A 26,141-nucleotide genomic window follows, 5' to 3' on the forward strand; every position below is an offset into this window, starting at 1 on the left:
CAATTACATAATACTAGTTAAGATCACGATAGGTTGGCTCTTTATAGGCAATCTTAATTTGGAAATAACCTATTATCGTTTACGCTTGGTTTTGCTGTTCTTGCTTTCATTTCGGTCCAGGCGCCACCACCCGAAAGAACCCGTTCAGGTATTCTGAAAACAGCTTGCCAGTAATGAATGTACGCTTGCAAGGGATGAAGGGCTAATTTAGGGAACATAAAAGAGCTAGAGCGTAAAGGCTTTCACCGGACCAGCTTTATAGAACCATCTGTCTTTATTGTTTACTGCTGAATCAACGATTAGTCTACTTATATCATACCTATTTTTTACTCTACACAACATGCGTTACATTTTAAGCTGTTTACTGGTAATTACCTGCCTGCTCAAGAGCTGGGGACAGCAGCATAATACGTCGCAAACTTACGTGGTGCCCACCGACCCCCAGGTACAGGCCAAACTGGCTACCTGGCAGGATTTAAAATTTGGTTTGTTTATGCACTGGGGTACTTACAGCCAATGGGGTATTGTGGAAAGCTGGAGCATTTGCCCCGAAGACGAAGGCTGGACACAACGCAAAGGTCCTTATGCAGCGGATTATAACACTTACAAAAAAGCCTACGAAAACATCCGGACTGAATTTAATCCCGTGCAATTTAACCCGGAAAAATGGGTGGCGGCGGCTAAAACCGCCGGCATGAAATACATGGTTTTTACCACCAAGCACCACGATGGTTTTGCCATGTTTGATACCAAAGAATCCGACTACAAAATCACCGACTCCAAATCGGCTTTTGCCGCTAACCCCAGGAGTAATATTACCAAAGAGGTTTTTAATGCTTTCCGGAAAGAAAACTTTTTAATCGGGACTTACTTTTCTAAACCCGACTGGCACAACGAAAATTACTGGTGGCCTTACTTTCCGCCCAAAGACCGCAACGTAAATTACGATCCGGCTAAATACCCGGAACGCTGGCAAAAATTTAAAAATTTTACCTATAACCAGATTAGCGAGCTGATGACTGGTTATGGACCGGTGGATATTTTGTGGCTGGATGGCGGCTGGGTACGCCCAAAAAACACCATCGACTCCAGCGTAGATTGGCAAAAAGCTATTACCTACGAGCAGGATGTAGACATGGCCCGGATTGCCAAAATGGCCCGCGAAAAGCAACCCGGCTTAATTGTAGTGGACCGCACCGTGGCCGGGGAATTCGAAAATTACACGACACCGGAACATACCGTGCCCGATAAACCGCTTAACCATCCTTGGGAAACCTGCATGACCATGGGCGACTCCTGGAGTTATGTGCCCAATGATACCTATAAAACCACGAACCAGTTAATTCAATTGTTAGTAAAAATAGTATCGCGCGGGGGTAACTTTTTACTCAACATCGGACCCAGCCCTAAGGGCGATTGGGCTCCGGAGGCCTACAGCCGTTTGGCGCAGATTGGCGACTGGATGCAAATAAACGGAGAAGGTATTTATAATTCCCGCGCCGTAGCGCCCTACGAATTTAAAAATATTTACTACACCCGGTCCAAAGATCAAAATACGATCTACGCTTTTTACTTATCCGATAAAGAACAGGTAAACTTGCCGGCTACGCTGGAAATTCCTTTGCCAAACATAACACAAGTAAAAAAAGTGAGCTTATTGGGCCAGCCGGAAAAACTGAAATGGCAATACCAGGGTAAAAGTTTACGGGTGCAACTTTCCGGCAAGCTTCAGAACAAGGCAGATTTAAAGCAGGCAGCCACTTTCAAGATTGAATATTAGCGTTAGGCACGAGGAAATTTTTTACTAAATGCTGATGCTGGCTTTATTTTTTTAAATTTTAAGCTTGGCTCTTTGTCCGGTTTCGCCTATATAATTCCGCATCATGGAAAGAATAGTATTAGAAGAAAAAATTATTGGTTTAGATATTGGCGGTACCAAAATCCATTTGGGTTTAGTGCAGCAAGGTGCTATTCTGCGCGATATTAAACTGCCCACTTCGGCCCAGGCCGGTCGCGAGCAGATCTTGAGCGAAATCCGGCAGGGCATTCAGGAGCTCATGGAGCCCGGCGTAACGGGGATTGGCATTGGGGTGCCCGGTTTAGTAGATGAGGAAAAAGGATTGGTGTTTGATGTGCAAAATATTCCTCATTTTACCCAGGTGCCGATAAAGCAATACCTGGAAGATTATTTCGGGAAGCCGGTTTACTTAACCAACGATGCCAACAGCTTTATTCTGGGCGAGAAATTATACGGACGGGCGCAGCCCTATAAAAATGTGGTTGGTTTAACCTTGGGTACCGGTTTAGGCGGCGGCATTATTTTAAATAATCAACTGTATTCCGGGGCTTTTTCCAGCGCGGGCGAGTTTGGGGGCATTCCTTACCAAGGTAAAACCATGGAAGATTATTGCAGCGGCAAATTTTTTCCTTCGCAATGCGGATTAACGGGGCCGGAAGTTCACGACCGGGCGACTAAAAATGATCCGGAAGCTTTATCGATTTTACACCAATTTGGGGAGCACCTCGGCGAAGCCATTAAAGTAATTATGTATGCCTTAGCTCCGGAAGCTGTTTTTCTGGGCGGCTCGGTAAGTAGTTGTTTTCCGTATTTCAAAGAAGGGATGTGGAATCGTGTGCAGCAGTTTCCGTACGAAAAAGTCCGAAACAATTTAATTATTGAGCGTTCCCGGATGAACGACGGCGCTATTTTAGGAGCGGCCGCCCTGGTACACATGAAAAGCAAAGAAGTAGCTGCTAAATGGTAGCCCGCAAATACGTAAAACGCTTGGCATGACGAATAATTTTTTAAAAATACTAATTACCTGTTTATTCTTGGGGTTGGCAGAATCTGGCTGGGCACAGGCAAATATTAGTGGCAAAGAAGCGCTATTTACGGAGCCCCAACGCTACACTACTTACTTTGCCCCCAACCCGCCGGTAGTGGATGGCAATATAACCGAAGCTGCCTGGCAAGCGGCCCCCTGGACCGACTACTTTACCGATATTGAAGGCGACCAAAATCCCCGGCCAACTTATAAAACCCGGGTTAAAATACTGTGGAACGATACCTGTTTGTTCCTGGCGGCCGAATTAGAGGAGCCCCAGGTGTGGGCTACTTTAAAAAAGCACGATGCCATTATTTACCAGGACAACGATTTTGAAATTTTTATCGATCCGGATAATGATACCCATCATTATTTCGAAATAGAAGTAAATGCCCTGAATACCTTGTTTGATTTATACCTCGACAAACCGTATCGCAACGGCGGGTTGGCGTTAATTCCGTGGCGGGCCGAAGGATTACAGTCGGCGGTTCAGGTGCAAGGCACATTGAACCAGCCCCAGGACATTGATAAAAGCTGGACCGTGGAAATGGTTATTCCCTTCCGGACTATGAAAACCGGCAAAATAACCACTCCCTCCGATAAAGATTTCTGGCGTATAAATTTTTCGCGGGTGCATTGGGATACCTCCATTAAAAATGGCCTTTATGAAAAAATTACCGATTCGCAGGGTAAACCTAAGCCCGAACATAATTGGGTCTGGTCGCCGCAAGGCCTGATAAACATGCATTTCCCGGAGCGCTGGGGTTATTTGTTTTTTAGCCGGCAACCTGCTCCTAAAGAACCGGCCGCTGTTTTTACTTTGCCCACCGCGGAGAAGCAGAAAAAATACCTCTGGAATATCTACTACCTTCAAAAAGAATATTACCAGAAACACCGGCAATACGCCCGTACTCTCCTGGATTTAGCTGCCCCCGCCAATAAGTTATTGCCGCCGGAAACAAGTCCGGAAATAAAATTAGAAGCTACCACCCACCAGTTTATGGCGTATTGCACCGGGCCGGATAACCTGACTTATACCATTAACCAGGATGGACACCTGCAAAAATTGAATTTTAAAAAATAATTATTAACAGCAGATTTCTCCGGAAAAGCTGCGGGGTAGGTTATTTATTATTTAGGCTGAGTGACAAGGCAACTTGCTTTTGGTTACCCGGTGAAAATTTTAAAAACAGGTAGCCTGGCTGCACCCGAGGTATTCGGTAATAAGTACAACGCTGAAGTTCGATTGGAGGAGAAATTATGATAACTTTAAACCTAACACCAGAAAACTTCTACTTTAGCTGATGCAAGCATCGCTACCAGCAACGTTTCGGGTGCGTGCTTGTTTTATACTTTGGATACCTGAATTATAAACGGATTACCTGAGCAGGCATTATTAGTATCACAACGACTAACTCCATACCGTCCACTCCTTACATTTTAAAATTTTATGCTTTTTCGTAGCCGCCGTCAATTTTTGAAAGCTTCTTCCCTAGGCCTGTCGCTTTTAGCTGTAGATCGTAGTGCCTTGGCCCGCCGTTTAGCCCCAAGTAATCCAGCACCCGCGTCGCCTATTGTTATTTCTACCTGGGATTTTGGAATACCGGCCAACCAGGCAGCCTGGAAAATCTTGAGCCAGGGTGGCCGGGCGCTCGATGCCGTAGAAGCCGGGGCTCGCGTGCCGGAAGCCGATTTAAACAACCACAGCGTAGGCCGCGCCGGCTATCCCGACCGGGACGGCCACGTAACCCTGGATGCCTGCATTATGGACGAAAAGGGGAATTGCGGTGCCGTGGCGGCCCTGGAAAACATTGACCATCCGATTTCGGTAGCGCGGTTGGTAATGGAAAAAACGCCGCACGTATTTTTAGCCGGCGAAGGAGCCATGCAGTTTGCTTTGGAAAACGGATTTAAAAAAACCAAGCTACTCACCCCCGATTCGGAGAAAGCCTGGCGAGAATGGCTGAAAGAAGCCAAATACAAACCCACCATCAACGTCGAAAATAAACTGTACCAACCCGTTGATAAACTACCCGGCAATAAGTTAAACCACGACACCATCGGCATGATCGCCCTGGATGCCAAAGGAAATTTAGCGGGAGCCTGTACCACCAGTGGCATGGCTTTTAAACTGCACGGCCGGGTAGGGGATAGCCCCATTATAGGGGCAGGATTGTACATTGATAACGAAGTGGGCGGCGCTACTTCCACGGGCGTAGGTGAAGAAGTAATCCGGAACGTGGGCAGCTTTTTGGTAGTAGAATTAATGCGCCAGGGTTACACCCCCGAAGCCGCCTGCAAAGCAGCCGTGCAGCGCATCATTGATAAAAAACCCGCCAAAGCCAAAGAAATTCAGGTTGGCTTTTTAGCCCTAAATAAAAAAGGCGAGTATGGCGCGTACGCCATCCAGGGTGGTTTTTCGTACGCGGTATGCCACGCGCAAAAACAAGATTTGCTCATTAAAAGCAAGAGTAGCTATTAAGTAATATTTAGGCTTTTGTTTTTTACTTATCAAATCGACTTACATTTTGCTAATCAATTAACTATTCTAATATTTGCGATTTGTTTAGTTGAAAAATTAATTCAAGAATTGAAGTATTACTTTGAAATCAACGGCTGTTCTGTGGAGACGAGCAAGATCTCCACGGAACAACGCGGGTAGTGCTTCTTCATTCCGCTTAGCCGGACTATGCTGCCTTGTTATTACCATTTAGCTTAAGTTCTAGAACCAGAAACACGGCGGTCTACTTCCGGGTAATTTTAATTTATTAAGCGAATAGTTACTTTATTTTGCTTCAGCAATTATTTAATTAGACCTTTGCTTTGTAGGTTGCTGATCCGGTTTTTCGATGAAAGAAAATAAGAGACATTCCGGTATAAATATTTAAAATAATCAACTTTTTTAAATATTAATTGTTGTAAGGTAATCATTCACCGATTCAGTCTTTTAAGATAAAGTTAAGCAGAGAATTAATAAAGAGCGTGGTCCCCGTATGAGCCAGATTAATTGCGTATTATTGATAGATGACAACGAAACAACTTCTTTTATTAACCGGTTACTCATTGAAAGATTAAAAATTTCGGAACACTTATTAATGGCTCAGGATGGCCGCTCGGCTTTAAACCTGCTTCAGGAGCGTTTGGCCTCCGGAGCAGTTTTACCAGATTTAATTTTACTGGACATCAAAATGCCGGGTATGGATGGTTTCGAGTTTTTTTCTGCCTTTAAAGAAAAACCCGAATACGCGTCGTGCCTTACCGTGATGCTTACCACCTCGCAAAATGCCCGCGATCTGGAACAGGCCAAAGCTTTAGGTATTCCTTATTTTTTAACGAAACCTTTAACGCCACAAAAAATTACAGATATTATTCAGCTGCATTTCCAGTCAAAACAGGCCACCGGCAACAGTTATTAAGCTTTAAGAGCAGCGCTTTTTAAAAGTTGCTCTAACGCTTGATAATAATTATCCAGGGACGCATTGTGCGTGAATAAAAATAAAAACGGCTCGATCAGTTCTAGTTCCATGAGCATAAAAGCGCCATTCACCTCTAAACCGTCCACGCGCGCATACAAACAATCGGCGGCAAATTGCTGCACAATGCCGCTGGCCTCTACGAGCAAGTGCGCGGGCGGCTCCGTCGGGAAAATGCTGCCGCCTAAATAATGTTGTACCCGAAAATCGCCGGGTTGTGGGGTTTTGAGCAAGCAATGGCTAAACCGGCCTTTGAAAAATATAAAAGACCACTCTCCCTGTGTTTGCACCTCCGGTAAAAATGGTTGCGCTAAAAACGACTCTTGCGCGAACAAAGCATTTAATTTAATGGCTTGCTCCTCGGCATTTTCGCGCGAAATGGCAAACGTATTTTTGGCCCCGCCGCTCACGCAAGGCTTTATAATAATCTGGTTGGTGCCGTAGTGCCGGAAAATTTGCTCGAGTTTAAAGGCCTCGCCGGGTTCAATCCAGAGAGTAGGAGTAATGGTAAAGCCGGCGGCTTCTATTTCGCGCAAATAATGTTTATCCGTGTTCCAGCGCACCGTTTTAAGCGGATTCAGCATCGGAATGTTTTTCTGTTCGATAGCATCCAGCCACTCCCGGAAATCAATGATGTAATCAAAATAATCCCAGGGCGATTTTAAAATTAACAAATGGTAGTTATCCCAATTAACCTCCGGGTTGTTCCAGACTTCAAAAGTAAGATCCAGGCCTTTGTTTTTTAAAAAATTAAATAAAACCGTATCCTCGTCTTCTACGGTAGAAGTGTATTTTCCTTGGTCCTGATAAGTAATTAAAGCAATTTTGGGAGAAGCCATAATAAAGTTTACGATAGAAAATGAAAGTTCTTAAAGGCTTTATCAAGGCCAGGTTAGTTTATTTTTAAATTCAGGTGTACCTGAATTCCTAATAAATCCATAAAAAGACACAAACAACAGCAATGCCTTGTTATTACCTACGCATTAGCTGCAATTTAAAAAAACTAAAATCCATACACCGAGAAACCCCCGTCGATGGCCAAACACTGGCCGGTGATGTAACTGGCGGCGGGCATGCACAAAAAAGCGGCCGCCGCGGCCACTTCGGCTGGTTCGCCCACCCGGCCCATGGGTGTTCGTTCCAACACACTATTGAGGTAATCCGGATTTTGCAAAACCGCATCGGCCAAAGGCGTGCGAATGTACCAGGGAGCCAGGGCGTTTACCCGAATATTATCCGGGGCCCATTCTACGGCTAAGTTTTTCGTTAATTGAATCATGGCGGCTTTAGTCATGCCGTAAATAGCGCCGGTGCGTAAATGATTTAAACCGGAAACCGAAGAAATTTGAATAATGTTGCCTTGCGCAGATTGTTTCAACAAAGGATATAGTAATTGACTCAGGTGAAAAGCCGAGGTAAGATTGGTATCCAGGAGTAACTGGTATTCTTTTTCGGAATAGGCAACGGTTTTTTTCCGGATGTTGGTGCCTACGTTATTTACCAGAATGTCTAATCGTCCCCATTTTTCAATTACTTTTTCGGTTAAAGTTAGCCGATCGGTGGAGCGGCTTAAATCAAGGGCGTAACCACTGGCGGGTAATTGCTGCGTGTGCCATTCGGCTAATAGCGTGTCTAATTCTGTTTGCTTCCGGGCTACAATAATAACTTCGGCGCCTAAATTTAAAAATTCTTCGGCAATGGCCCGGCCTATGCCTTTGGTACCGCCGGTAACTACCGCTTTTTGGCCGCTTAACCGCCAGCGGTTGGTATTACTTTCAAGTTGGTTCATTTTTTTAATTTTAAAAACTGCTGCACGCCATCGTGGCCACTTTGCAGCAAAATAGTTTTATCTTTCTCGGATAAGCGGCGGATTTTTGCGCCGTACCCTTTGGTACTAACCGAGATGGTACGCTGCCAATCGGCAGGAGTTAACTGCGGCCGGTTTAAATTTTCGATAATGATGGTGTAAAAAGCCCTTACGTATTCCTGAAAATTTAGGACGGGCAAAGGCGCCAGGCCCGCCTGGGTTTGGTCGTAAGCAATCTGCGAATCGGTATCTAAGCGGATGCCCAAGGTTTCGGGGTTACGAAAAGGCGGGGGTACTACTAAGTCCGGGTTAGCTAAGAATTTGGGGTCGTCGAATAAATTAAGGGGATAGTTGGCAATAATACCGCCATCCACTAAAATATCCGCCGGTTCTCCTTTTTGAGGTTTCGAAATTACGCTGCCGGTTGAATCCAGAAACACTGCTTGAAAATACAAAGGAATCGACATGGAAATGCGCACCGCATCGCTGATTTTAAGGTTAGGCGAAGTTTCGTAAGAAAAAACAGCTACCCGTTGTTGGGTTAAATTGGTGCCGGTGGCGTAAAAATCGCGAAAATGATTGCTGTAGGTTAATTGGTGCAATTGGGCAAATGTAAGATCAGGGTGGCCGGTTTTAGCCGCAATAAGTTGTTCCAGCCAGGCTTTAAACTTTTCGCCGCGGTACCAACCGTATCGGTTTCGCAACCGGTGTAAACCGCCAAAAAAAATAAAGCGGCCATCCGAAAACTTTTGAATAGGCGTTTTAAAAGTAATCGTCGTTATTTCTTCCGGCGAATACCCTACCGCTAAGAGCGCCGCCTGAATGGCCCCGGCCGAAGTTCCGGCCACTCGTTTGATTTGGGGTAAAATGCCGGCTTGTTGTAATTCGGCTAAAGCGCCGCCGTACGCAATACCCCGAATGCCCCCGCCTTCCAGAACCAGGTTACGGTAAACAACGGGGTTTTGGGCTGGTGCCACTACAGCTACCAGGCAACTTAGAACGAATAATAAGAAACAACGCATACACAAAAATCAGAAGCTTAAAGCCACCTCCAGTATGGAAAGATACTACGTAGAGAACTGATTTCCGAACAGGTTTGCTGGCCTTAGTCTGCTTTAACAGGGCTTCTCAAACGTAATAAGAAGTCAGCCACATCAATCCGGCCATACTGATCGTCGTAAAGTTGATAATTTTTTAAATTTAGATGCAATTCACCGGCCTCTACTGGCTGCGCTGAATGCCCGTACAAGATAAGAGCTTGAGAACCGCTCATCTGGGCACCTTGCAGAATTAGATTTTTACTCAAGATCTTTTCCCTGGCCGTGATGGGTGGGCGATCACTAGTAGTTTGCGGATAACTCAGGTAAAACAGATTAGGTTGACCCATTAATACTAACCGCAAAATTCGGGTAAGCCAGAACATTTTAGTTTTTGCCGGCAGTTGCCAATCCAACCGGATAGTTGACCCGTCGGGATTGGTTACAAGATCTATTAACTGGCTCCCAGTTAAAAACTCCAATAAATGCTGGAGCGTAGCTATCGGGTTAGAAATAGTATTTGGAAGCATCGATAAAAGGCATTGATATCCAAAACAGAATTAAGGGTGCTTATACGTATAAGAGCAAAAAATTTTGTTTCGATGGCAGAAATTTTCTGCACAAGACCTGTATTTTTAAATTTTTAGTTACTCTAAGCTCTAAATAAAACTTATGAATACTTGCAAGCGCCGATCTGCTGCATAAGAATTAATAGCGGATCCAGGTAACTATTAAAAATACTTCCGAATAAGTAAATAGCTAAACTTGTAAGCTTATTTGTAAATAAATTGCCTGTTACGGTATCAAATAAAAGAATAAATAAAAGTTCTGAACCTACGCCTATATAATTTATGGCAACTAAGTAATTCTATTATTTACTTAGGCTTACTGCAAGAAATAACTACAGGAGGTTCGCTAACGTAGTAGTTTTATCAATTTTACCGGAACCAGTAGTGCAAAAGGCTTTCGCATACTGAAACGCCTTTGGCACTTCAAATTTGTGGAGCAGGTGTTTTAATTGCCGTTTGATTTCTTTTTCCTGGTCGGTGGTTAGTTTTGCACCTTCCAACAGGGCGATTACCCGTTGCCCTAACTTCTCGTCGGGTACAGCAGTAATAAACGACCGGCGATCTATTTGCAGCTCTGCTAAAACTTGAGCCAAATAAACTTCTACTTTCTCCGCCTGAATTTTAATTCCTCCACTGTTTATGGTATTATCTACGCGCCCCAGCCACTCAAATTCATGCTCGGATACCAGGTTAACTAAATCGTTGGTGGTGATTAATTGCTTATTGGTGAGTTCGCCGGTAATGGTCAGGCAGCCGCGATTATCCTGAGCAAGTTGTACCGTAGGTGTCGCCCGGAAGTAACGATCGGGTTGGCTGCCGTTTAACTTTTTTAAGGCAACATGCGAAGCAGTTTCGGTCATGCCGTAGGTGTGGTAAACGGGCGCGGCTATTTCCTGAATTTGTTTGTTTAGATCGGCGCTAAGCGGTGCTCCCCCAACCAGCATGCCCTTCATTTGATCTAATAAATATTTTTTTTCAGGAGATTCGGTTAAAATAGCTTGTAGTTGCAAGGGCACAAACGAGCCAAATTCATACTGTTCGGGTCCGTTGGGCGGTAAGTAACGAAACGGATTGCCAATAGGCTCCAAAATAGTGAGGTGCAGGTTGCCAATTAAGCCCCGTACGAGCATCATTATTCCGCCAATGTATTCGGTGTTTATGCAAACCAGTGCATGATCGTTTTCCTGCAAGTGCAAGGCTTGAAGGGTGTAGCGGGCGCTTATTTCCATCTGGCGCCGCGTTAAAGTAATTAATTTAGGCGCGCCCGTGGAGCCGGAAGTATTAATGGCAATTTCTTGTACGCCGTTGAGCCAATTGCGGCAAAATTCCAGGGTGGTAACCTCGTAGCCGTTTAACGGTATGCTGTTCCGAAAAGAATAATTGGCTATTTCTTCGTAGTAAAACTTTTTTCCGTTGAGCAGCAGATGATCCATGTTATTATCAAGTATCAAGTAGTAAGTATCAGGTACTAAGAGTTAAGTATTAGGTTTGATAATTTAGTGAACTATAATTTTAAATTTTACAAATAAAAAGTCCTGATACTTAATACCTGCTACCTGCTACTATAACATCAAGGAAACTTCGGGTATTTCGAAAAATCAGGTTGGCGTTTTTCCATAAAGGCGTTTTTGCCTTCTTTGGCTTCATCGGAAAGATAGTAGAGCAACGTAGCATTACCGGCTAATTCCTGAATGCCGGCCTGGCCGTCTAACTCGGCATTAAAGGCTGATTTTAACATGCGCAGGGCCAAAGGGCTTTTTTCGAGAATTTTCCCGCACCATTCCACGGTGGTTTCTTCCAGCTTGTCTAGTGGCACTACTTTATTTACTAATCCCATATCTAAAGCTTCCTGGGCATTGTACTGGTCGCACAAAAACCAAATTTCGCGGGCTTTTTTCTGACCCACAATCCGGGCCAGGTACGACGCACCAAAGCCACCGTCGAAAGAGCCTACTTTTGGGCCGGTTTGCCCGAAGCGCGCGTTTTCGGCCGCAATGCTTAAATCGCAAACTACGTGTAATACGTGGCCGCCGCCAATGGCCCAACCCGCCACCATGGCAATTACCGGCTTGGGAATGCGCCGGATTTGCATTTGTAAATCCAATACGTTTAACCGCGGTACGGTATCTTCGCCGATGTAGCCGCCATGGCCCCGTACACTTTGGTCGCCGCCGCTGCAAAAGGCCTGGCCGCCTTCGCCGGTTAAAATAATTACGCCTATCTCGGGGTTTTGCCGGGCCAGTTCCATGGCCTCACTCATTTCCTGCACGGTAAGCGGCGTAAAGGCATTGTGTTTCTGCGGCCGGTTGATACTTATTTTGGCAATTCCTTTGTAATAAGAAAAAATAATTTCCTGGTATTCTTTCAGCGGTTGCCAAGGATAATTGCTTTGCATGTTTATTGTCGTTAGCGGATTTCTAAATCTAAATCAAATTCGAAGGTAGATGATACAGCGGATAAAATAAAATTATTCCCCTTTTTATAAAAACAAAAGCCATCGTTTACCTACACGATGGCTTTTTTAAAATTTCTCCTTGGAAACCAATAAAAATGAAAAACAAAAATTTGGTTTACTACCCAAGTACTTTAACCAAATTTAACAAACGAATGTGTTAGCAGAAGCATCTTATTTTAAAAAATGTTATCAGTCGAACAACGAGCCACTAATAACTACCAACTATTTATTCCTCTTCATAATGTTCCAGGTATTTATCCACGGACCAAGGGCCGGAGCCAATTATAAACATGCTGATTAATAAAATAAGAGTAATCAAGGCAGTCCACCATTCTACCGGATTATGCGTCAGGTTAATTTCGGACCAGACAAAATTAACACCTCCCTGGGCCAGGTTGTTTTCAGCACTCATCCGGATACCGGGCATGGTAAAAAATACGGCTCCCAATAAGATTGGTATCTGAAAGAATATTGCCAGGCGGGTAATAAAACCTACTGCCATAAACAAACCCCCAATAATATGGATGTAAGCAATAAATTGTACCAACAGCTGAGCACTCCAGTTAATATGGGAGCCATTTAATAAATTAATGTTGGTAATAAAAGTTTGAACGGCATCTATTTGGCTAAGAACTATAAAGCCCTTAGCAAACAGAAAAACCCCTAAACCCATCCGGACAAAGTCGAACCAGGCCGGATAATGCAAGGAGGCCCAGTTTTCAATTTTTTGGGTAATTTCCATAACGTTCTACATTTAACGATTGAAACGTGGTATATAAATGGAATCTAACGTTCGCGGTGAGTACGCATATACTGGTCCACAGACCACCGGCCGGAATCAAAAATAAAAGAAACAATCAATAAAAGCAGCGTTACTACCGAAACCCACCATTCGGTATTAATAGAGCCAAAATCGATACCTGGGCGAACAAACAATACCGCTCCGATTAAAATGGGGAGCTGGAACAGAATAGCCGTACGGGTAACTAAGCCCATAGCAATGAGCAAGCCACCCACCAAATGAGCAAAAGCAATGTAGTGCGCAAACCAGAAAGACGACCAATCCATGTTGATCTGAATAAGCAGTCTTTCGAGCACGCCAATATCGCTGATAAAAATCAGCCCTTTAACGAAGAGGAAGATTCCGAGGCCAAACCGGATAAAGTCGAGCCAAATGGGATGATGCTGGTCAGCCCAATGTTCAATTTTGTGCGTTACTTCCATAATCCTGATTGTTTTAAAAACGTGTAATTAAATATACGATTTTAAATTAAATCCTAATTAAGTAGTTGACACAAAGTTACTTACTTTTTAAAAGGAGATTGTTTCCGGTACAATTCAAAAAATGCAGCATTTTCGAGGCTTTGCGTACAAATTTCTAAAATACCTGGGCCACCAGTCCAAAAAGTAGTAAGAGAAGTAGCTAATTGTTGTAGATTTTCGCAGCGGTAATACGCTAAATTAAATTCCTGTGCCGTTAATTTAGCTTCTAAAGGTTGGTGCGTTTCGAAAAATTCAGCTAGTTCGGGCTGTTGTTTGGAGCCATCAATTAACCTAAAAATACCGCCTGCGTGGTTATTTAAAATAATAATCCGCAAATTAGTGGGCAGGTAATTGTGCCACAAACCGTTACGATCGTAGAAAAATGCTAAATCACCGGTTATTAAAACGGTGAGTTTATTTGTACTTAAAGCACTGCCTACGGTGGTGCTGGTGCAACCATCGATGCCGCTGGTGCCGCGGTTGGCAAACACTTCTATATTTTTATTTGGTTCTAAACCAATAATATTTGCGTAACGCACCGCCATGCTGTTGGCTACATGCAACAAGCAATTAAGGGGTAACTGATCTAACATCCGTTTAAAAACAGTAAACTCATTAAAAATTTCCTGATTTAAGAATTGATTTAAGTAATTCTTCGCCGCTGTTTCTTGGGTTGCCCATTGTTGTTGGTAAGTAGGGTGGGGTGCATCGTGGCCGGAAGCCATCCCGGAAAAAAAGTTGAACGGAGTAACCCGGATAATTTGGGTTAAGGATTGAAACGGATCGGCTACTTTACCAGCCGGTTGCAGGTGCCAATGTTGCTGCGGAGAAAAAGCTCTTAGAAATAATTTTAAATTTTTAGAGATATTAGATAAGCCAAAGGTAATCAGCAGATCGGGTTGTAGGCCTGTACCGTTGGCAGTGGCTTTGCCATTTAAAAAAACATCGTGGTGATTGATTACACCAGGCAAACTTTGTTGATTGCTAATAACATCGGCTACTATTACGGCACCAGTTTGTTGAGCGAAAGTTTGTAAAGCAGCTTGCAGTTCGGGTTGCCAGGCTTGCTGACCGGCCACTAAGAGAATGCGGGAAAATTTTTTTAAATTTTGCTGTAATTCCAGCGATTGGTTTTCGGTTAAACTAAAACTACTGGCTATTTCCCGAATTACTTTGGCATTTTTTTTAAATTTTATTTCTTCTCCGGGCGGCGGATAAAACGGTTCGCGTAAGGGCACATTAATTTGCACCGGCCCCGCGGGGTAAGCCTGGGCTGCCAAAATGGCCTCGGAAAGAAGGCGCTCCGCGAACCATTCTACATCGGGGTGTTGCGTATCCACCGGAAAAGAAAAACTCTGTTTTACATGGGCGCCGTAAACATTTTCCTGCCGGATGGTCTGGCCATCCAGCTGGTCAATCCATTCGGCCGGCCGGTCGGCGGTAAAAACTAATAGTGGCACTTGTTGGTAAAAAGCTTCGGCTACGGCGGGTGCAAAGTTTAGAGTGGCCGTACCCGAAGTACACACCAAAACTACCGGTTGGCGCTTGGTTAGAGCCATGCCCAACGCGATAAAAGCCGCGGCCCGTTCGTCGCTGATGGTGCGTACCTGAATGGCAGGGTGCCGCACAAACGCCAACGTAAGCGGGGCACAACGGGAACCCGGTGAAAGAATTACCTCTTTAATGCCGTGCTGGGCGCAAATTTCGGCAATCGAAAAAACAGATGTTAGATTCATAAAGCGCTGTTCTGGAAAACCTGGCGAATAGTATCCATTTTTAAACGGGTTTCCAGCCACTCTTTATCGGGTTCCGATTCGGCGGTAATGCCGGCACCCGCGTAGGTCAGCGCTACCTGTTCTAATAGTTGCGAGCAGCGCAGGTTCACGTAGATATTTGATTCGCCGTCGATGTGCACTGGTCCCAGAAAGCCGCTGAAATACGCCCGATCGTAGCCTTCTTTTTGCATAATAAATTCCATAGCCGTTTCTTTAGGCATGCCGCAAACCGCCGAGGTTGGATGCAGTAATTGCAGCATGTGGGTGCCCAGCATTGGAAATGCCTCTTTTTTCATGTCCACGGTAAAGTCCGTGCGCAGGTGCATTAAGTTGCCCGCTACTACAGTACGTGGGCCTATCTCGGTATAATCGCGTAGCTGGATGCGCTTAAAACAATGCAGAATGTATCTCTTAACCAAAGATTGTTCTTCAATTTCTTTTTGCTGCCACAAAGCTTTAGCCGGATTGCAATCAGGTGTTAAAGCCTGGGTGCCGGCCAAGGCCACTGTTTTAAAAATACGGTCTTTGGAAACTTGCACTAATATTTCCGGCGAAGCGCCCATCCAGGTGCCCATTTCCGGAATGGAAACCAGCGAAACAAAGGCGTTGGGGTACGTCTTTTGTAGCCGGAGGTAGGTAGCCATTAAATCAAAACCGGCCGTTAACTCCGTAGATCTTACCCGGGATAATACCACTTTCTCCATCTGCCCGGCATCTATGGCGGCTACGCTTTCCTCCACCAAGTGCTTAAAGTTAGCTTCGGAGGTTTGGTAAGGTTTTACTTTGCGGCTTACGTGCCAGTTGCTGGTATGAGCCGAGCCTTTTATCTTTTCAAAATACTCCTGCAGCCTTTGTACCAAAGCCACGTATTCTGGGTTCTCGTTCAGTTTAAAGTTAAACTTTAACTTTGCGGATAAGCTGCTGTAGGTAATATCGGCTTTTATAAAATGAGCTGGGTATGTAGCGGAAACCTGAAACGGGTAAAAAGCAAAACCAGAAACGCCAGATTCGAGTTGGGGTACGTCGCCGGAAGTTTGCGCCGGCCTTAAAGAAACGCATAATTTAATTTCGCTGGTATTGGGTAACCGCCATACAGCTACCGGCAAATGGAAACGAATGGCGGTGGCAAATAATGCTTTTAATATAACGTTAGAATCACCTTCTAAATTTACCCGGCTGTTTTCTAATTCTATCGGTAAGGCAGAAATCAATTGACTTAGTAATTAGTTTTATGGTAAAACAAATTAAAACGGTTAGTGTTTCATGAGCTTATTCTTATTCCATCTATCTGATTCCATTATCGTATTTAGTATTTCATCAGATTACATGAACACTGGTTATACTGGTATGGTATAACGAACAAAATCAAGAATTATCAAGCGTATTTACAATTTTTTTAAATTTTACCTCAGCCGTTGGCTCTATCCAGCACCGCCAAGGTTAAACGGCTCACGCAAACTAAATTGCCCCCAGCGTTGGTAATGCGAATATCCCAAACCTGCGTTTTCGTACCAATGTGCACGGCCGTGGCTTTGCCGTAGACATAACCATTCCGAACACTTTTTACATGGTTGGCGTTTACCTCTATTCCGACACAAGCCTGTTTGTCGGAATCTACCTGCATGATGCCGGCTACACTGCCCAGTGTTTCGGCGAATGCCGCCGAAGCGCCGCCGTGTAACAAGCCCATTGGCTGGTGCGTACGATGGTCAACGGGCATTTTTCCGCATAAGTAATCATCTCCAATTTCGGTAAATTCCATTCCCAGGTGGCCACCCATGGTATCTTTGTTCCAGGCGTTTAGTATTTCAAGGGTATAATCGGCTTTTTTCATGAATTTGGGGCAGCATTTTACCGGTTATTCGTATTTTGCGCGAAACAAAAATAGACCAAAATTGAGTATCAAAAAAGTTTACCTACTTCGGCACGGGCAAACCGATTTTAACCTGCAAGGAATTATTCAGGGCAGCGGCGTAGATTCTTCGCTGAATAGTACCGGAAGGGAACAAGCACGGCTTTTCTTCGCGAGCTACCAACATGTTCCCTTTGATAAGATTTATACCTCGGTTTTGCAACGCAGCATTCAATCCGTGCAAGGGTTTATTGATTTAGGGATACCGCATGAAAAACACGCCGGTTTAAACGAAATTTGCTGGGGCTCTCGCGAGGGCACCCGAGTAACTCCCGAAGAAGATGCTTATTACTTTGACACTTTACAAAAATGGCAAGACGGAGAAATAAATGTACGGATAGAAGGTGGCGAAAGTCCGCAGGATGTGGCCGACCGGCAGCAAGTTTTTTTGGATATCCTTTTATCCCGGCCCGAAGAAAAAACCGTGTTAATTTGCATGCACGGCCGGGCTATGCGGGTGTTGTTGTGTAAACTCATGAACTATCCTTTACAATGCATGGATATTTTTGAACATCATAATTTATGCTTATACCAGTTGTACTATACGGGTTCTATGTTCAGCATTCACCGGCATATGGATATTGCGCATTTAAAACCGATGTTTTGATTGAGTCGATAGTCCCTGGCCGACAGTCCACAGTCATCAACGGTTGGGTTTAAAGTAAGCTGTTAATGGTTAAGCTTTCCGAATTTTTAAATTTTTAACTAAATGGTTTACTTTCTCCTAAAATAAGGTCCATCGGCTAAGGACTATCACCATGGACCGTGGACTATGGACTATTGACTAATATAAAACTTTGATAAAAATAATTTTCAATCTATTTTTGAACATCTAAAACAAAATAAAACATGGCCGAAGTTATAAAAATGCCGAAGATGAGTGACACCATGACCGAGGGGGTGATTGCATCGTGGCTAAAAAAAGTGGGTGATACCGTAAAATCCGGGGATATTCTGGCGGAAGTGGAAACTGATAAAGCCACGATGGAACTGGAGTCGTACGAAGATGGAACGTTGCTTTTTGTCGGACCAAAAGAAAAAGACTCGGTACCGGTAGACGGTGTTTTAGCTATTATCGGCAAAAAAGACGAAGATATTTCGGCCTTGTTAACTGATATTCAAGGAGGGGGCGGGGCCTCAAAACCGGCTGAAAAGCCAGCGGAACCGGCGTCAGCTCCGGCCGAAAAACCCGCACCCGCACCAACAGCATCTGCCGCCGCACCAGCAGCACCAAGCGCTTCGGCCAAAGCCGCCGTAAACGCCTCCGTAATCACCATGCCCAAAATGAGCGATACCATGACGGAGGGCACCATTGCCAGCTGGCTGAAAAAGGTAGGCGATAAAGTAAAATCCGGTGATATCTTGGCCGAAGTAGAAACCGATAAGGCTACCATGGAACTGGAGTCGTACGAAGATGGCACCTTGTTATACATTGGTGTAGAAGCCGGTAAATCGGTGTCGGTAGATGGTATTCTAGCTATTATCGGCGAAGAAGGTGCTGACTTTCAGCAATTACTGAACGGAGGTAGTGGTGGCGCAGCTCCGGCGCAGGCTACACCGGACCAGGCTTTAGAGCAGGCCGATGAACAGGTAGAAAACGCGCAAACCGATAACCAAATTAAAAATAGTACCCCGGCTAACTCTAACCCGGAAGTTGCTGTTCCGGCTGCGGGAGCTAACGGCCAGGCTAGTTCCGCTGCTTCGGCGAATACCGGCGGACGTATTTTTGCTTCTCCGTTAGCCAAGCGCATCGCCGAAGAAAAAGGCATTGATATAGCCCAGATTAAAGGTAGTGGTGATAATGGCCGCATTGTAGTAAAAGACGTGGAATCGTATACGCCGGCCGCTAAACCAGCTGCACCAGCTACAGCGCCAACACCTGCTCCAAGTCCGGTGGCGGCTCCTGCTCCGCAAACCCAACCGGCTTCTAAACTAAGTGCCGATTACGAGGAAGTATCCGTTTCGCAGATGCGCAAAGTTATTGCCCGGCGTTTAAGCGAAAGTTTATTTACCGCGCCCCATTTCTATCTCACGATGGAAATTGATATGGACAAAGCCATTGAAACCCGCACTGCTTTAAATGAGGTAAGTCCGGTTAAAATTTCTTTCAACGATTTAGTAATCAAGGCAGCCGCGGCGGCCTTACGCTCGCACCCGGCGGTTAACTCCTCGTGGTTAGGCGATAAAATCCGGTACAACAAACAAATTAATATTGGAGTAGCCATGGCCGTGGAAGAAGGGTTGCTGGTACCCGTGGTGCGCCAGGCCGATCAAAAAAGCTTATCGCAGATTGCCGGTGAAGTAAAAGATTTTAGCGGTAAAGCCAAATCTAAAAAATTACAACCGGCCGATTGGGAAGGTAATACTTTTACTATCTCGAACTTAGGTATGTTTGGTATTGAAGAGTTTACGGCTATCATTAATCCGCCGGATGCCTGTATTATGGCGGTAGGCGGCATTAAACAAACGCCGGTAGTTAAAAACGGTCAAATTGTAGTGGGTAATGTCATGAAAGTTACCATGTCTTGCGATCACCGGGTGGTAGATGGAGCCGTTGGTTCTGCTTTCTTACAAACTTTTAAAAAATTGCTCGAAGATCCGATTAGGATTTTAGTATAATTTTAAAAATTTTAGTTTTTAAGAGCCTTCCCCACACGGAAGGCTTTTTTGCTGGATTATTTTCCTGAACAAGATTTAGGAATTACTCAGTTTTAATTTACCTATTGGCTTTAAACCCCATCCGGCCACTGAAGTAAAACAGTACAATTTAAAAACAATAAGCATTAATGAACATTGAAATAATTTCCGGAAGTCCGCGGAAGGAAAGTATTACTAACCGAGCCGCTGTTTTCCTGCACCAGTTATTATCCCGTACCACCTCACACCAAGTAGGTTTAATTGACGTACGCGACCATGCTTTTGGGTTACTGCAAAAAGTAATTGTTTCGGTGGAGAAAGCGCCGGAAGAGCATAAAATTATAGCCGAAAGAATGTTTTCCGCCGAAGCTTTTATATTAGTTACTCCCGAGTACAACGGTAGTTATTCGCCGGCCATGAAAAATTTACTAGATCATTTTCCGAAGCAAATGCACAAACCTTTCGGTATTGTTACGGCTTCTACGGGAGCTATGGGGGGCATGCGAGCCAGTCAGCAATTGCAGCTGCTTATCAATGCTTTATTTGGTATAGCCTCGCCCTACATGTTAGTAATTCCGTTGGTCGATAAAAAATTGGATGCAGCGGGTAATTTAATCGATGGCAGTTTTCAGAGTAACGTAGATACCTTTGTGCACGAATACTTGTGGTTAGCAGAACGGATTACGAAAAAGGAAACGGAGTAATTTAAATAATAACGCATTAGCCAAAACACTCTTAAAACGTATCTCTCAGCATTAAATTTTTTAAAATTTATTCCTCAGGAAAGCGCTTATATCTTAAAATTTAAAAAAAACTTGCCTAGCTGGTTTGTACGAGCAGATTAAGTTTAAGCGTAGGTAAAAAGTAGCTTATTTCAGGTAATACCAAATTCCTTGAAAATCGCTAAAAGCTACTAAACCTACATGTTGGGCATAATAAATTTCTAAAAAGCTGGTTCCTGGCACTGGGAAATTAGCGTAAATGTGCAGCACGTTTTTATAGGTTTTCCCATTCAGGCTTATTTCGCTTAAATACCGGTCGCGCCAATCATCACTGACAAATTGCTCCGACACCGTGTTAAACATAGCGGTTAAATTTTTAGCTCTTGGCTGCGCCCGATAAGAATCTAGTTTTAGTAAAACTTCCTGGGTAAGCGCTATCTTAAACTGAAAGGTAGTATCGGCGGGATTAAACAGCATTGTTTCAACGGTTTCAATATCGTAATTGCCGCATACTTTATCGTGACCAATTTCGGTGCGGTTAGTTTTTTTAATTCTAAACAAGATGGAATCCTGCTTTTCATTCTGAAACACAACTTCTTGATTAGTAAAATAAGGAGCCCAGCTTTTTATTTTAGAATTTAAATTTTGATCCACATCCGGGCAGCAAGCTGAGAGGAGTATAATTAACCAGAGCAAGCATTCTTTTTCAAAATATTTTTTAAAAAAAGTAATTCGTTTTTCGGAGCTCTTAGGCAAATAAAATAGAGTAATCAAGTGGCTTATGAGTAAATATTTAAAAAATTATGTTAAGTAACTGTGCAATTAGTGATATAAATTATCCAGTAGCTACTACCCGCAAAAATATTCTTAGTACTAGCCTAAAAAAGTAGTAAGCTTCAGTACCGCCGACTGTTGAGGAAATATATGCGGCATTTCCATTTAAAATAAATAGCTTTGCGCCACAAATTTAAAAGTACTTATTCTGAGTCGCCAAAACCATTCGTGGGCTCAATAAGTTTTATTTAACAAGAACTTAAATCTGAAAATATGGCGCTTGAAAAAGTGAGATCGACCACGGTTTTAGGAGTGGTACATAACGGCCAGGTAGCTTTAGGAGCTGATGGTCAGGCTAGTATGGGTAATACCATTGCTAAAAGTAATGTCAAGAAAATCCGGAAACTTCTGGATGGTAAAATTGTGATGGGTTTTGCCGGATCTACGGCCGATGCTTTTACGTTGCTGGAACGGTTTGAAGAAAAATTAAATGCCTACAGTCAAAACATGAAGCGGGCAGCAATAGAGTTGGCGAAAGACTGGCGCACCGACCGGTATTTACGCCGCTTAGAGGCTATGATGGTTGTGGCCAATAAAGACGAATTGTTGATAATTTCCGGCACCGGCGATGTGCTGGAACCTGATAATCAAATTGCGGCCATAGGCTCGGGAAGTATGTACGCGCAAGCAGCCGCTACGGCTTTAAAAAAACATGCTCCGCACTTATCCGCCGAAGAAATGGTGCGGGAAGGTTTATCGATCGCGGCCGATATTTGTGTGTTTACGAACCACAACTTAATAATAGAAAAACCTGCCGGATAAATTCGGGCTTTATTGAATTAAAACAATTAGTTTACAGTTTGTCCATTAGTTTAAACAAAATCTAATTGGCCGCCTTAAGGGCTTTGATTTAGCAGAGTTTTTAAATTTTAATTACATATTAACAGCATGAAAGTAACAGATTTTTTAAAAAATCAATATAGACATTTTAATGCGGCTGCTTTAATTGATGCCGCCGAAGGGTATAAAACCCACCTGGCTAAAGGCAACAAAATGCTGGTAACCCTGGCGGGAGCTATGAGTACTGCTGAGTTAGGGATTAGCCTGGCCGAAATGATCCGGCAAGATAAAATACACGCGATTAGCTGCACCGGCGCTAACCTGGAAGAAGATATTTTTAACTTGGTAGCCCACGATTTCTACGAACGCATTCCGCATTACCGCGACTTAACCGCCCAGGACGAAGAAGATTTGCTAAACCGCCACATGAACCGGGTAACCGATACTTGTATCCCGGAAATGGAAGCCATGCGGCGCATTGAAGATACCGTTTTAAAATTCTGGGAAAAAGCCGATCAGGCAGGCGACGCTTATTTTCCGCACGAGTTTTTCTACCAGATTTTGCTTTCCGGCGAACTAGAGCAGTATTATCAGATAGACCCTAAAGACTCCTGGATGTTGGAAGCCGCTAAGAAAAACCTGCCGATTTTCGTACCCGGTTGGGAAGACTCTACTTTGGGCAATATATACGCGGGTCACGTAATTAGCGGCGATATTAAAAATGTACATACCATGAAAACGGGTATCCAGTACATGATGCAATTAGCCGAATGGTATACCCAAACCGCGAAAGAAGAATCGACCATTGGCTTCTTCCAGATTGGTGGCGGTATTGCCGGCGATTTCCCCATTTGCGTGGTGCCTATGTTGCACCAGGATTTGCAACGAACCGGCGTGCCTTTGTGGGGTTATTTTGCGCAGATTTCGGATTCTACCACTAGTTACGGTTCTTACTCGGGAGCCGTGCCAAACGAGAAAATCACCTGGGGTAAATTAGGAAAAGAAACGCCCAAGTTTATAGTAGAATCGGATGCCACCATTGTAGCTCCGCTCATATTCGCGATTGTTTTGGATTTATAATATTAATTTTTTTTAATATTTATGGCCGGAGATAAATTAAGTCTCCGGCTTTTTTGTTAATATTGTAAAAAATTAATATTTAATAGTTTTACAATATTTTCAATCCAAATCTATGTTTAAATATTTAACCTTAGCTCTTTGTGTAAGCTTTCTCTTAATTCTACAATCACCTGCATTCGGTCAAAAAAACTTTGTAAAGGGTAACCTTTTTCTCTCTTCCGGTGATACGCTATCGGGTTTTATTGATGATCAAAACTGGGATCATAATCCTAAATCAATCAGTTTTAAAGATAACACTGCCGGTTCCATTCAACAATTTAACTTAAATCAACTTAATGGTTTTAATCTCGAAGGTGGTGACGTTTATAAAAAGGCTGTTGTACAAGTAGATAAAACACCAGTCACACATCAAGAGATTATAAATCACCCAAAACCAATTATTGTATTAGATACGGTGTTTTTGTTAGAACAAGTAAAAGGAAAAGTAAGCCTATACCATTTACTCGACGAAGCAAATAAAAATCATTTTTTTATTCAGAAAAAAGATGGTTCTCTGGAAGAGTTAGTACTACGCTTGTATGTAACGTATAAAAACGATCAACCATTAGTTGGTACAGCCGAACAATTTAAAAATCAACTAAAGTATTCCATCTTAACAGATTATCCGGCTTTGTTTTCTCAAATTGATAAGGCAAGCTACACAAAATCATCTTTAAGTTCTTTGATTGAAAAGTATAATAATTGGCTTAATCCTGAAAACCCGGTTCAAATAAGTAAAATAAGTAAACCACTAAGTAAGTTTGGATTAATTGCCGGAGGAAATATAACCAACTATAAGTTTCACGGACAAGGGTATGATTACCTCCTTGCCACTTCGTTTAAGTGGGAAAATAATCCGATGATTGGCTTGTTTTATCAACTTCAATTACCTCGAAATCGTCTGAAGTGGTCGATTTACAATGAATTGGCTTGGAAAAGAAATAATACGCAAGGCCATTTTAACATGCAAGATGTGCATTATATCTATGTTCAAGAGGCGTACTACACCGGGGAAGGAACGGTTCAAATAAAAACGAACTATCTTGGATTAACTTCACTGGTGCGTTATTCTTGGATGAACCAGCATTACCAACCTTTTTTAAATTTTGGTTTAGCCGGAAACTTAGGCTTAAATGTTAAAACCTTTGTGCAAGGTCAGGAGGATTACAAAGCAGAGAATACTAGTACAAACAGAGAAATATTTGGAAACCCGAGTAAGTACGAGGTAGGAGTTGTTGCTGGCGGCGGTTTAAAAATTAATAAAGTGGCAGCTGAAATACGGTTGGAGAAAGGCACTGGCTATTTAAATTCAAACGCAGATGTATCCGTGCGAAAAGTTATGGTTGCCTTATTGCTTAATTATTACTTTAATTAAAAAAATTTGTAATATTATGGGTTAATTAATCGCAAGGAAAAATATTATCTGCTTAAATAATACAGTCAAATAAATTATTTTAATTCATAAATATTTTCAAAAATTTAAGTTTTACGAAGAAGCTGTGAGTTTAGTTTCTATGATAAGTTACAATTTAAATTCTGCCAATTGCTTTTAATGTAGTTCAAGCTCATTTAGGTGCAGGTACTATAGTAAAAAAGTGCAATATCGATGTAAGTTTAGGCTTTCATAAAAATGGTTTTTATTTGTACTTTTGCATAATATTTTAAGGTAAATTATTATTCTAATGAAAACACGTATCTCCTCTACCACCCTCTTATTACTACTCTCATTGGTACTTTCGGTTCGGGTACTGGCTCAAGTAAGACCAAATACTTTTCTGATGAATGGTGATCACTTATTAGAAACTAAAATTAAAATTAACTCGGGTAATGAGCAGTGTTTAGCCGCTTTAAAAGTGCTTATCTCAACCGTAGGTGCACCGTTAAATCGCGTGCCTTATACTGTTACCGATAAAACAATAATGCCCCCTAGTGGTGATAAGCACGATTACATGAGTTTAGCCCCTTATTGGTGGCCAAACCCCAATACGGCGAATGGACTGCCTTATATTAACAAAGACGGGCAAACTAATCCGGATATTGATAAAGTGAAAGATGGTGATCATGCACGTGGCGTAAGCCGGGATGTGCGTTTACTCGGGCTTGCTTACTATTTTACCAATGATGAAAAATATGCCAAGAAAGCTGCTGAATTATTAAAAATTTTTTTCCTGAATAGTGCTACCCGCATGAATCCTAATATTAAGTATGCTCAAATAATTATGGGATACGATAAGGTGTATGGCACCGGTACCATTGATACCGAAAAGTTTCCTGATTTAATAGATGGGGTTCAACTATTAGCTAGTTCGCCTTCTTGGACTGCAGAAAATAATGAAGCTTTGAAAAGTTGGTTTAGCCAATATTTGGACTGGTTGCAAACCAGCGAAATGGGAAAAGCAGCCAGTATTGCCCCTAATAATATCGGTACCATGTATGACTTACAAACGGTAACCTACGCTTTATATATCGGGAATAAGGCTTTAGCTAAATCTTTTCTAGAAACTAGAACTTTTAAACGAATCGATGATCAATTAAAAGTTAATGGGGAGCAGCCCTATGAACTAGCCCGTACCGGATCCTGGTCTTACAGTAATAAAAATTTAGAAGGTTGGTTTAACCTAGCCACCTGCGCCGAGAACTTAGGCATTAATTTATGGAATTATACTTCGGTAAATGGGAAAAGTCTGAAAAAAGCATTTGAATTTATGGTGCCTTATGGGGCGGGTACAAAGGCTTGGCCCTACCAACAAATTGGAACATTTAAAAGAGAATCTTTTATTTCCATTGCTCGCACCGGTTCGGCAGTTTATAAAGATTTAAACCTGCAACCTGTTTTGTCTGGCACCCACGCTAAATTTGTGGCGGGTACCGATATTGGCCTTTTAACTTCCCGCTATTATTAAAATTTGCTTTTAAACTATCGGTTCAAGATA

General features: G+C 43.0%; 25 protein-coding genes. 12 read left to right on the forward strand and 13 right to left on the reverse strand.

Going from position 1 to position 26,141, the window contains the following annotated elements:
* Positions 1–53: 53 nt before the first annotated feature.
* The gene (locus tag AHMF7616_RS26330) at positions 54–218 is read right to left on the reverse strand and encodes a hypothetical protein (RefSeq protein WP_158546104.1); all 165 of its coding nucleotides are present in this window, start codon (positions 216–218) and stop codon (positions 54–56) included.
* A 122-nt stretch (positions 219–340) separates the two neighbouring features.
* On the opposite strand from AHMF7616_RS26330, the gene AHMF7616_RS05590 reads away from it, so the two are divergent.
* The 5 genes from AHMF7616_RS05590 to AHMF7616_RS05610 all read left to right on the forward strand — a co-directional run bounded on the left by AHMF7616_RS05590 (position 341) and on the right by AHMF7616_RS05610 (position 6,241).
* The gene (locus AHMF7616_RS05590) at positions 341–1,780 is read left to right on the forward strand and encodes an alpha-L-fucosidase (RefSeq protein WP_115371986.1); all 1,440 of its coding nucleotides are present in this window, start codon (positions 341–343) and stop codon (positions 1,778–1,780) included.
* Between the two features lie 103 nt (positions 1,781–1,883).
* Entirely contained in the window at positions 1,884–2,765 is an 882-nt protein-coding gene (locus AHMF7616_RS05595) for an ROK family protein (RefSeq protein ID WP_115371987.1), read from the forward strand.
* Positions 2,766–2,790: 25 nt separating this feature from the next.
* On the forward strand, positions 2,791–3,909 hold the full coding sequence (locus AHMF7616_RS05600; RefSeq protein WP_115371988.1) for a carbohydrate-binding family 9-like protein: 1,119 nt from the start codon (positions 2,791–2,793) through the stop codon (positions 3,907–3,909).
* Positions 3,910–4,275: 366 nt separating this feature from the next.
* Entirely contained in the window at positions 4,276–5,307 is a 1,032-nt protein-coding gene (locus tag AHMF7616_RS05605; protein WP_115371989.1) for a glycosylasparaginase, read from the forward strand.
* A 511-nt stretch (positions 5,308–5,818) separates the two neighbouring features.
* The gene (locus tag AHMF7616_RS05610) at positions 5,819–6,241 is read left to right on the forward strand and encodes a response regulator (RefSeq protein ID WP_115371990.1); all 423 of its coding nucleotides are present in this window, start codon (positions 5,819–5,821) and stop codon (positions 6,239–6,241) included.
* Here AHMF7616_RS05610 and AHMF7616_RS05615 read toward each other — a convergent pair.
* From AHMF7616_RS05615 to AHMF7616_RS05665, 11 genes are all read right to left on the reverse strand, one after another.
* The gene (locus AHMF7616_RS05615; RefSeq protein ID WP_115371991.1) at positions 6,238–7,137 is read right to left on the reverse strand and encodes an ATP-grasp domain-containing protein; all 900 of its coding nucleotides are present in this window, start codon (positions 7,135–7,137) and stop codon (positions 6,238–6,240) included. The two genes, AHMF7616_RS05610 and AHMF7616_RS05615, sit on opposite strands and share 4 nt — an antisense overlap.
* Positions 7,138–7,301: 164 nt before the next feature.
* Positions 7,302–8,087, reverse strand: a complete 786-nt coding sequence (locus tag AHMF7616_RS05620; protein WP_115371992.1) for an SDR family oxidoreductase — start codon at positions 8,085–8,087, stop codon at positions 7,302–7,304.
* Positions 8,084–9,127 carry a patatin-like phospholipase family protein gene (locus tag AHMF7616_RS05625; protein WP_115371993.1) on the reverse strand — a complete coding sequence of 348 codons (1,044 nt, stop codon included), beginning with the start codon at positions 9,125–9,127 and terminating at the stop codon, positions 8,084–8,086. The genes AHMF7616_RS05620 and AHMF7616_RS05625 overlap by 4 nt, the downstream gene beginning before the upstream one ends.
* An 83-nt stretch (positions 9,128–9,210) precedes the next feature.
* Complete coding sequence (locus AHMF7616_RS05630) at positions 9,211–9,672, reverse strand: hypothetical protein (RefSeq protein ID WP_115371994.1); 462 nt, start codon at positions 9,670–9,672, stop codon at positions 9,211–9,213.
* Positions 9,673–10,043: 371 nt separating this feature from the next.
* Complete coding sequence (locus AHMF7616_RS05635) at positions 10,044–11,144, reverse strand: AMP-binding protein (protein ID WP_115371995.1); 1,101 nt, start codon at positions 11,142–11,144, stop codon at positions 10,044–10,046.
* A gap of 137 nt (positions 11,145–11,281) precedes the next feature.
* Positions 11,282–12,106: a 1,4-dihydroxy-2-naphthoyl-CoA synthase gene (gene menB, locus AHMF7616_RS05640; protein ID WP_115371996.1), complete on the reverse strand. Its 825-nt coding sequence runs from the start codon at positions 12,104–12,106 to the stop codon at positions 11,282–11,284.
* A gap of 286 nt (positions 12,107–12,392) precedes the next feature.
* Positions 12,393–12,908, reverse strand: coding sequence for a DoxX family protein (locus AHMF7616_RS05645; protein WP_115371997.1), 516 nt, complete (start codon positions 12,906–12,908; stop codon positions 12,393–12,395).
* A gap of 44 nt (positions 12,909–12,952) precedes the next feature.
* On the reverse strand, positions 12,953–13,390 hold the full coding sequence (locus AHMF7616_RS05650) for a DoxX family protein (protein ID WP_115371998.1): 438 nt from the start codon (positions 13,388–13,390) through the stop codon (positions 12,953–12,955).
* An 80-nt stretch (positions 13,391–13,470) separates the two neighbouring features.
* On the reverse strand, positions 13,471–15,165 hold the full coding sequence (gene menD, locus AHMF7616_RS05655) for a 2-succinyl-5-enolpyruvyl-6-hydroxy-3-cyclohexene-1-carboxylic-acid synthase (protein ID WP_115371999.1): 1,695 nt from the start codon (positions 15,163–15,165) through the stop codon (positions 13,471–13,473).
* Complete coding sequence (locus AHMF7616_RS05660; RefSeq protein ID WP_233507352.1) at positions 15,162–16,415, reverse strand: chorismate-binding protein; 1,254 nt, start codon at positions 16,413–16,415, stop codon at positions 15,162–15,164. The genes menD and AHMF7616_RS05660 overlap by 4 nt, the downstream gene beginning before the upstream one ends.
* 197 nt (positions 16,416–16,612) lie before the next feature.
* Positions 16,613–17,038: a hotdog fold thioesterase gene (locus tag AHMF7616_RS05665; protein WP_115372000.1), complete on the reverse strand. Its 426-nt coding sequence runs from the start codon at positions 17,036–17,038 to the stop codon at positions 16,613–16,615.
* A 61-nt stretch (positions 17,039–17,099) separates the two neighbouring features.
* On the opposite strand from AHMF7616_RS05665, the gene AHMF7616_RS05670 reads away from it, so the two are divergent.
* From AHMF7616_RS05670 to AHMF7616_RS05680, 3 genes are all read left to right on the forward strand, one after another.
* Positions 17,100–17,723: a histidine phosphatase family protein gene (locus AHMF7616_RS05670; RefSeq protein WP_115375477.1), complete on the forward strand. Its 624-nt coding sequence runs from the start codon at positions 17,100–17,102 to the stop codon at positions 17,721–17,723.
* Between the two features lie 242 nt (positions 17,724–17,965).
* The gene (locus AHMF7616_RS05675; RefSeq protein ID WP_115372001.1) at positions 17,966–19,735 is read left to right on the forward strand and encodes a pyruvate dehydrogenase complex dihydrolipoamide acetyltransferase; all 1,770 of its coding nucleotides are present in this window, start codon (positions 17,966–17,968) and stop codon (positions 19,733–19,735) included.
* Between the two features lie 167 nt (positions 19,736–19,902).
* The gene (locus tag AHMF7616_RS05680; protein WP_115372002.1) at positions 19,903–20,457 is read left to right on the forward strand and encodes an NADPH-dependent FMN reductase; all 555 of its coding nucleotides are present in this window, start codon (positions 19,903–19,905) and stop codon (positions 20,455–20,457) included.
* A gap of 165 nt (positions 20,458–20,622) precedes the next feature.
* Here the strand turns inward: AHMF7616_RS05680 and AHMF7616_RS05685 are convergent, their stop codons facing one another.
* Positions 20,623–21,249 carry a hypothetical protein gene (locus AHMF7616_RS05685; protein ID WP_115372003.1) on the reverse strand — a complete coding sequence of 209 codons (627 nt, stop codon included), beginning with the start codon at positions 21,247–21,249 and terminating at the stop codon, positions 20,623–20,625.
* 273 nt (positions 21,250–21,522) lie between these two features.
* Between AHMF7616_RS05685 and hslV the strand changes: the two genes are divergently transcribed.
* The 4 genes from hslV to AHMF7616_RS05705 all read left to right on the forward strand — a co-directional run bounded on the left by hslV (position 21,523) and on the right by AHMF7616_RS05705 (position 26,111).
* On the forward strand, positions 21,523–22,071 hold the full coding sequence (gene hslV / locus AHMF7616_RS05690) for an ATP-dependent protease subunit HslV (protein ID WP_115372004.1): 549 nt from the start codon (positions 21,523–21,525) through the stop codon (positions 22,069–22,071).
* Between the two features lie 126 nt (positions 22,072–22,197).
* On the forward strand, positions 22,198–23,169 hold the full coding sequence (locus AHMF7616_RS05695; RefSeq protein ID WP_115372005.1) for a deoxyhypusine synthase family protein: 972 nt from the start codon (positions 22,198–22,200) through the stop codon (positions 23,167–23,169).
* 112 nt (positions 23,170–23,281) lie between these two features.
* A complete protein-coding gene (locus AHMF7616_RS05700; protein WP_115372006.1) occupies positions 23,282–24,583 on the forward strand; it encodes an outer membrane beta-barrel protein in 1,302 nt (433 codons plus the stop codon).
* A gap of 307 nt (positions 24,584–24,890) precedes the next feature.
* Positions 24,891–26,111 (forward strand): alginate lyase family protein, encoded by a 1,221-nt coding sequence (locus tag AHMF7616_RS05705; protein ID WP_115372007.1) that lies wholly within the window; start codon positions 24,891–24,893, stop codon positions 26,109–26,111.
* The last annotated feature ends 30 nt before the right edge of the window (positions 26,112–26,141 follow it).

Origin of the sequence: Adhaeribacter pallidiroseus (assembly GCF_003340495.1) — a bacterium.
In the GTDB taxonomy this organism is placed as follows: Bacteria; Bacteroidota; Bacteroidia; order Cytophagales; family Hymenobacteraceae; genus Adhaeribacter; species Adhaeribacter pallidiroseus.

What these genes read in the sequence shown, in the direction of transcription:
- AHMF7616_RS26330 (WP_158546104.1), bottom strand. Translation starts at nt 218, where the DNA reads ATGTTCCCTAAATTAGCCCTTCATCCCTTGCAAGCGTACATTCATTAC.
- AHMF7616_RS05590 (WP_115371986.1), top strand. Translation starts at nt 341, where the DNA reads ATGCGTTACATTTTAAGCTGTTTACTGGTAATTACCTGCCTGCTCAAG.
- AHMF7616_RS05595 (WP_115371987.1), top strand. Translation starts at nt 1,884, where the DNA reads ATGGAAAGAATAGTATTAGAAGAAAAAATTATTGGTTTAGATATTGGC.
- AHMF7616_RS05600 (WP_115371988.1), top strand. Translation starts at nt 2,791, where the DNA reads ATGACGAATAATTTTTTAAAAATACTAATTACCTGTTTATTCTTGGGG.
- AHMF7616_RS05605 (WP_115371989.1), top strand. Translation starts at nt 4,276, where the DNA reads ATGCTTTTTCGTAGCCGCCGTCAATTTTTGAAAGCTTCTTCCCTAGGC.
- AHMF7616_RS05610 (WP_115371990.1), top strand. Translation starts at nt 5,819, where the DNA reads ATGAGCCAGATTAATTGCGTATTATTGATAGATGACAACGAAACAACT.
- AHMF7616_RS05615 (WP_115371991.1), bottom strand. Translation starts at nt 7,137, where the DNA reads ATGGCTTCTCCCAAAATTGCTTTAATTACTTATCAGGACCAAGGAAAA.
- AHMF7616_RS05620 (WP_115371992.1), bottom strand. Translation starts at nt 8,087, where the DNA reads ATGAACCAACTTGAAAGTAATACCAACCGCTGGCGGTTAAGCGGCCAA.
- AHMF7616_RS05625 (WP_115371993.1), bottom strand. Translation starts at nt 9,127, where the DNA reads ATGCGTTGTTTCTTATTATTCGTTCTAAGTTGCCTGGTAGCTGTAGTG.
- AHMF7616_RS05630 (WP_115371994.1), bottom strand. Translation starts at nt 9,672, where the DNA reads ATGCTTCCAAATACTATTTCTAACCCGATAGCTACGCTCCAGCATTTA.
- AHMF7616_RS05635 (WP_115371995.1), bottom strand. Translation starts at nt 11,144, where the DNA reads ATGGATCATCTGCTGCTCAACGGAAAAAAGTTTTACTACGAAGAAATA.
- menB (WP_115371996.1), bottom strand. Translation starts at nt 12,106, where the DNA reads ATGCAAAGCAATTATCCTTGGCAACCGCTGAAAGAATACCAGGAAATT.
- AHMF7616_RS05645 (WP_115371997.1), bottom strand. Translation starts at nt 12,908, where the DNA reads ATGGAAATTACCCAAAAAATTGAAAACTGGGCCTCCTTGCATTATCCG.
- AHMF7616_RS05650 (WP_115371998.1), bottom strand. Translation starts at nt 13,390, where the DNA reads ATGGAAGTAACGCACAAAATTGAACATTGGGCTGACCAGCATCATCCC.
- menD (WP_115371999.1), bottom strand. Translation starts at nt 15,165, where the DNA reads ATGAATCTAACATCTGTTTTTTCGATTGCCGAAATTTGCGCCCAGCAC.
- AHMF7616_RS05665 (WP_115372000.1), bottom strand. Translation starts at nt 17,038, where the DNA reads ATGAAAAAAGCCGATTATACCCTTGAAATACTAAACGCCTGGAACAAA.
- AHMF7616_RS05675 (WP_115372001.1), top strand. Translation starts at nt 17,966, where the DNA reads ATGGCCGAAGTTATAAAAATGCCGAAGATGAGTGACACCATGACCGAG.
- AHMF7616_RS05680 (WP_115372002.1), top strand. Translation starts at nt 19,903, where the DNA reads ATGAACATTGAAATAATTTCCGGAAGTCCGCGGAAGGAAAGTATTACT.
- hslV (WP_115372004.1), top strand. Translation starts at nt 21,523, where the DNA reads ATGGCGCTTGAAAAAGTGAGATCGACCACGGTTTTAGGAGTGGTACAT.
- AHMF7616_RS05695 (WP_115372005.1), top strand. Translation starts at nt 22,198, where the DNA reads ATGAAAGTAACAGATTTTTTAAAAAATCAATATAGACATTTTAATGCG.
- AHMF7616_RS05700 (WP_115372006.1), top strand. Translation starts at nt 23,282, where the DNA reads ATGTTTAAATATTTAACCTTAGCTCTTTGTGTAAGCTTTCTCTTAATT.
- AHMF7616_RS05705 (WP_115372007.1), top strand. Translation starts at nt 24,891, where the DNA reads ATGAAAACACGTATCTCCTCTACCACCCTCTTATTACTACTCTCATTG.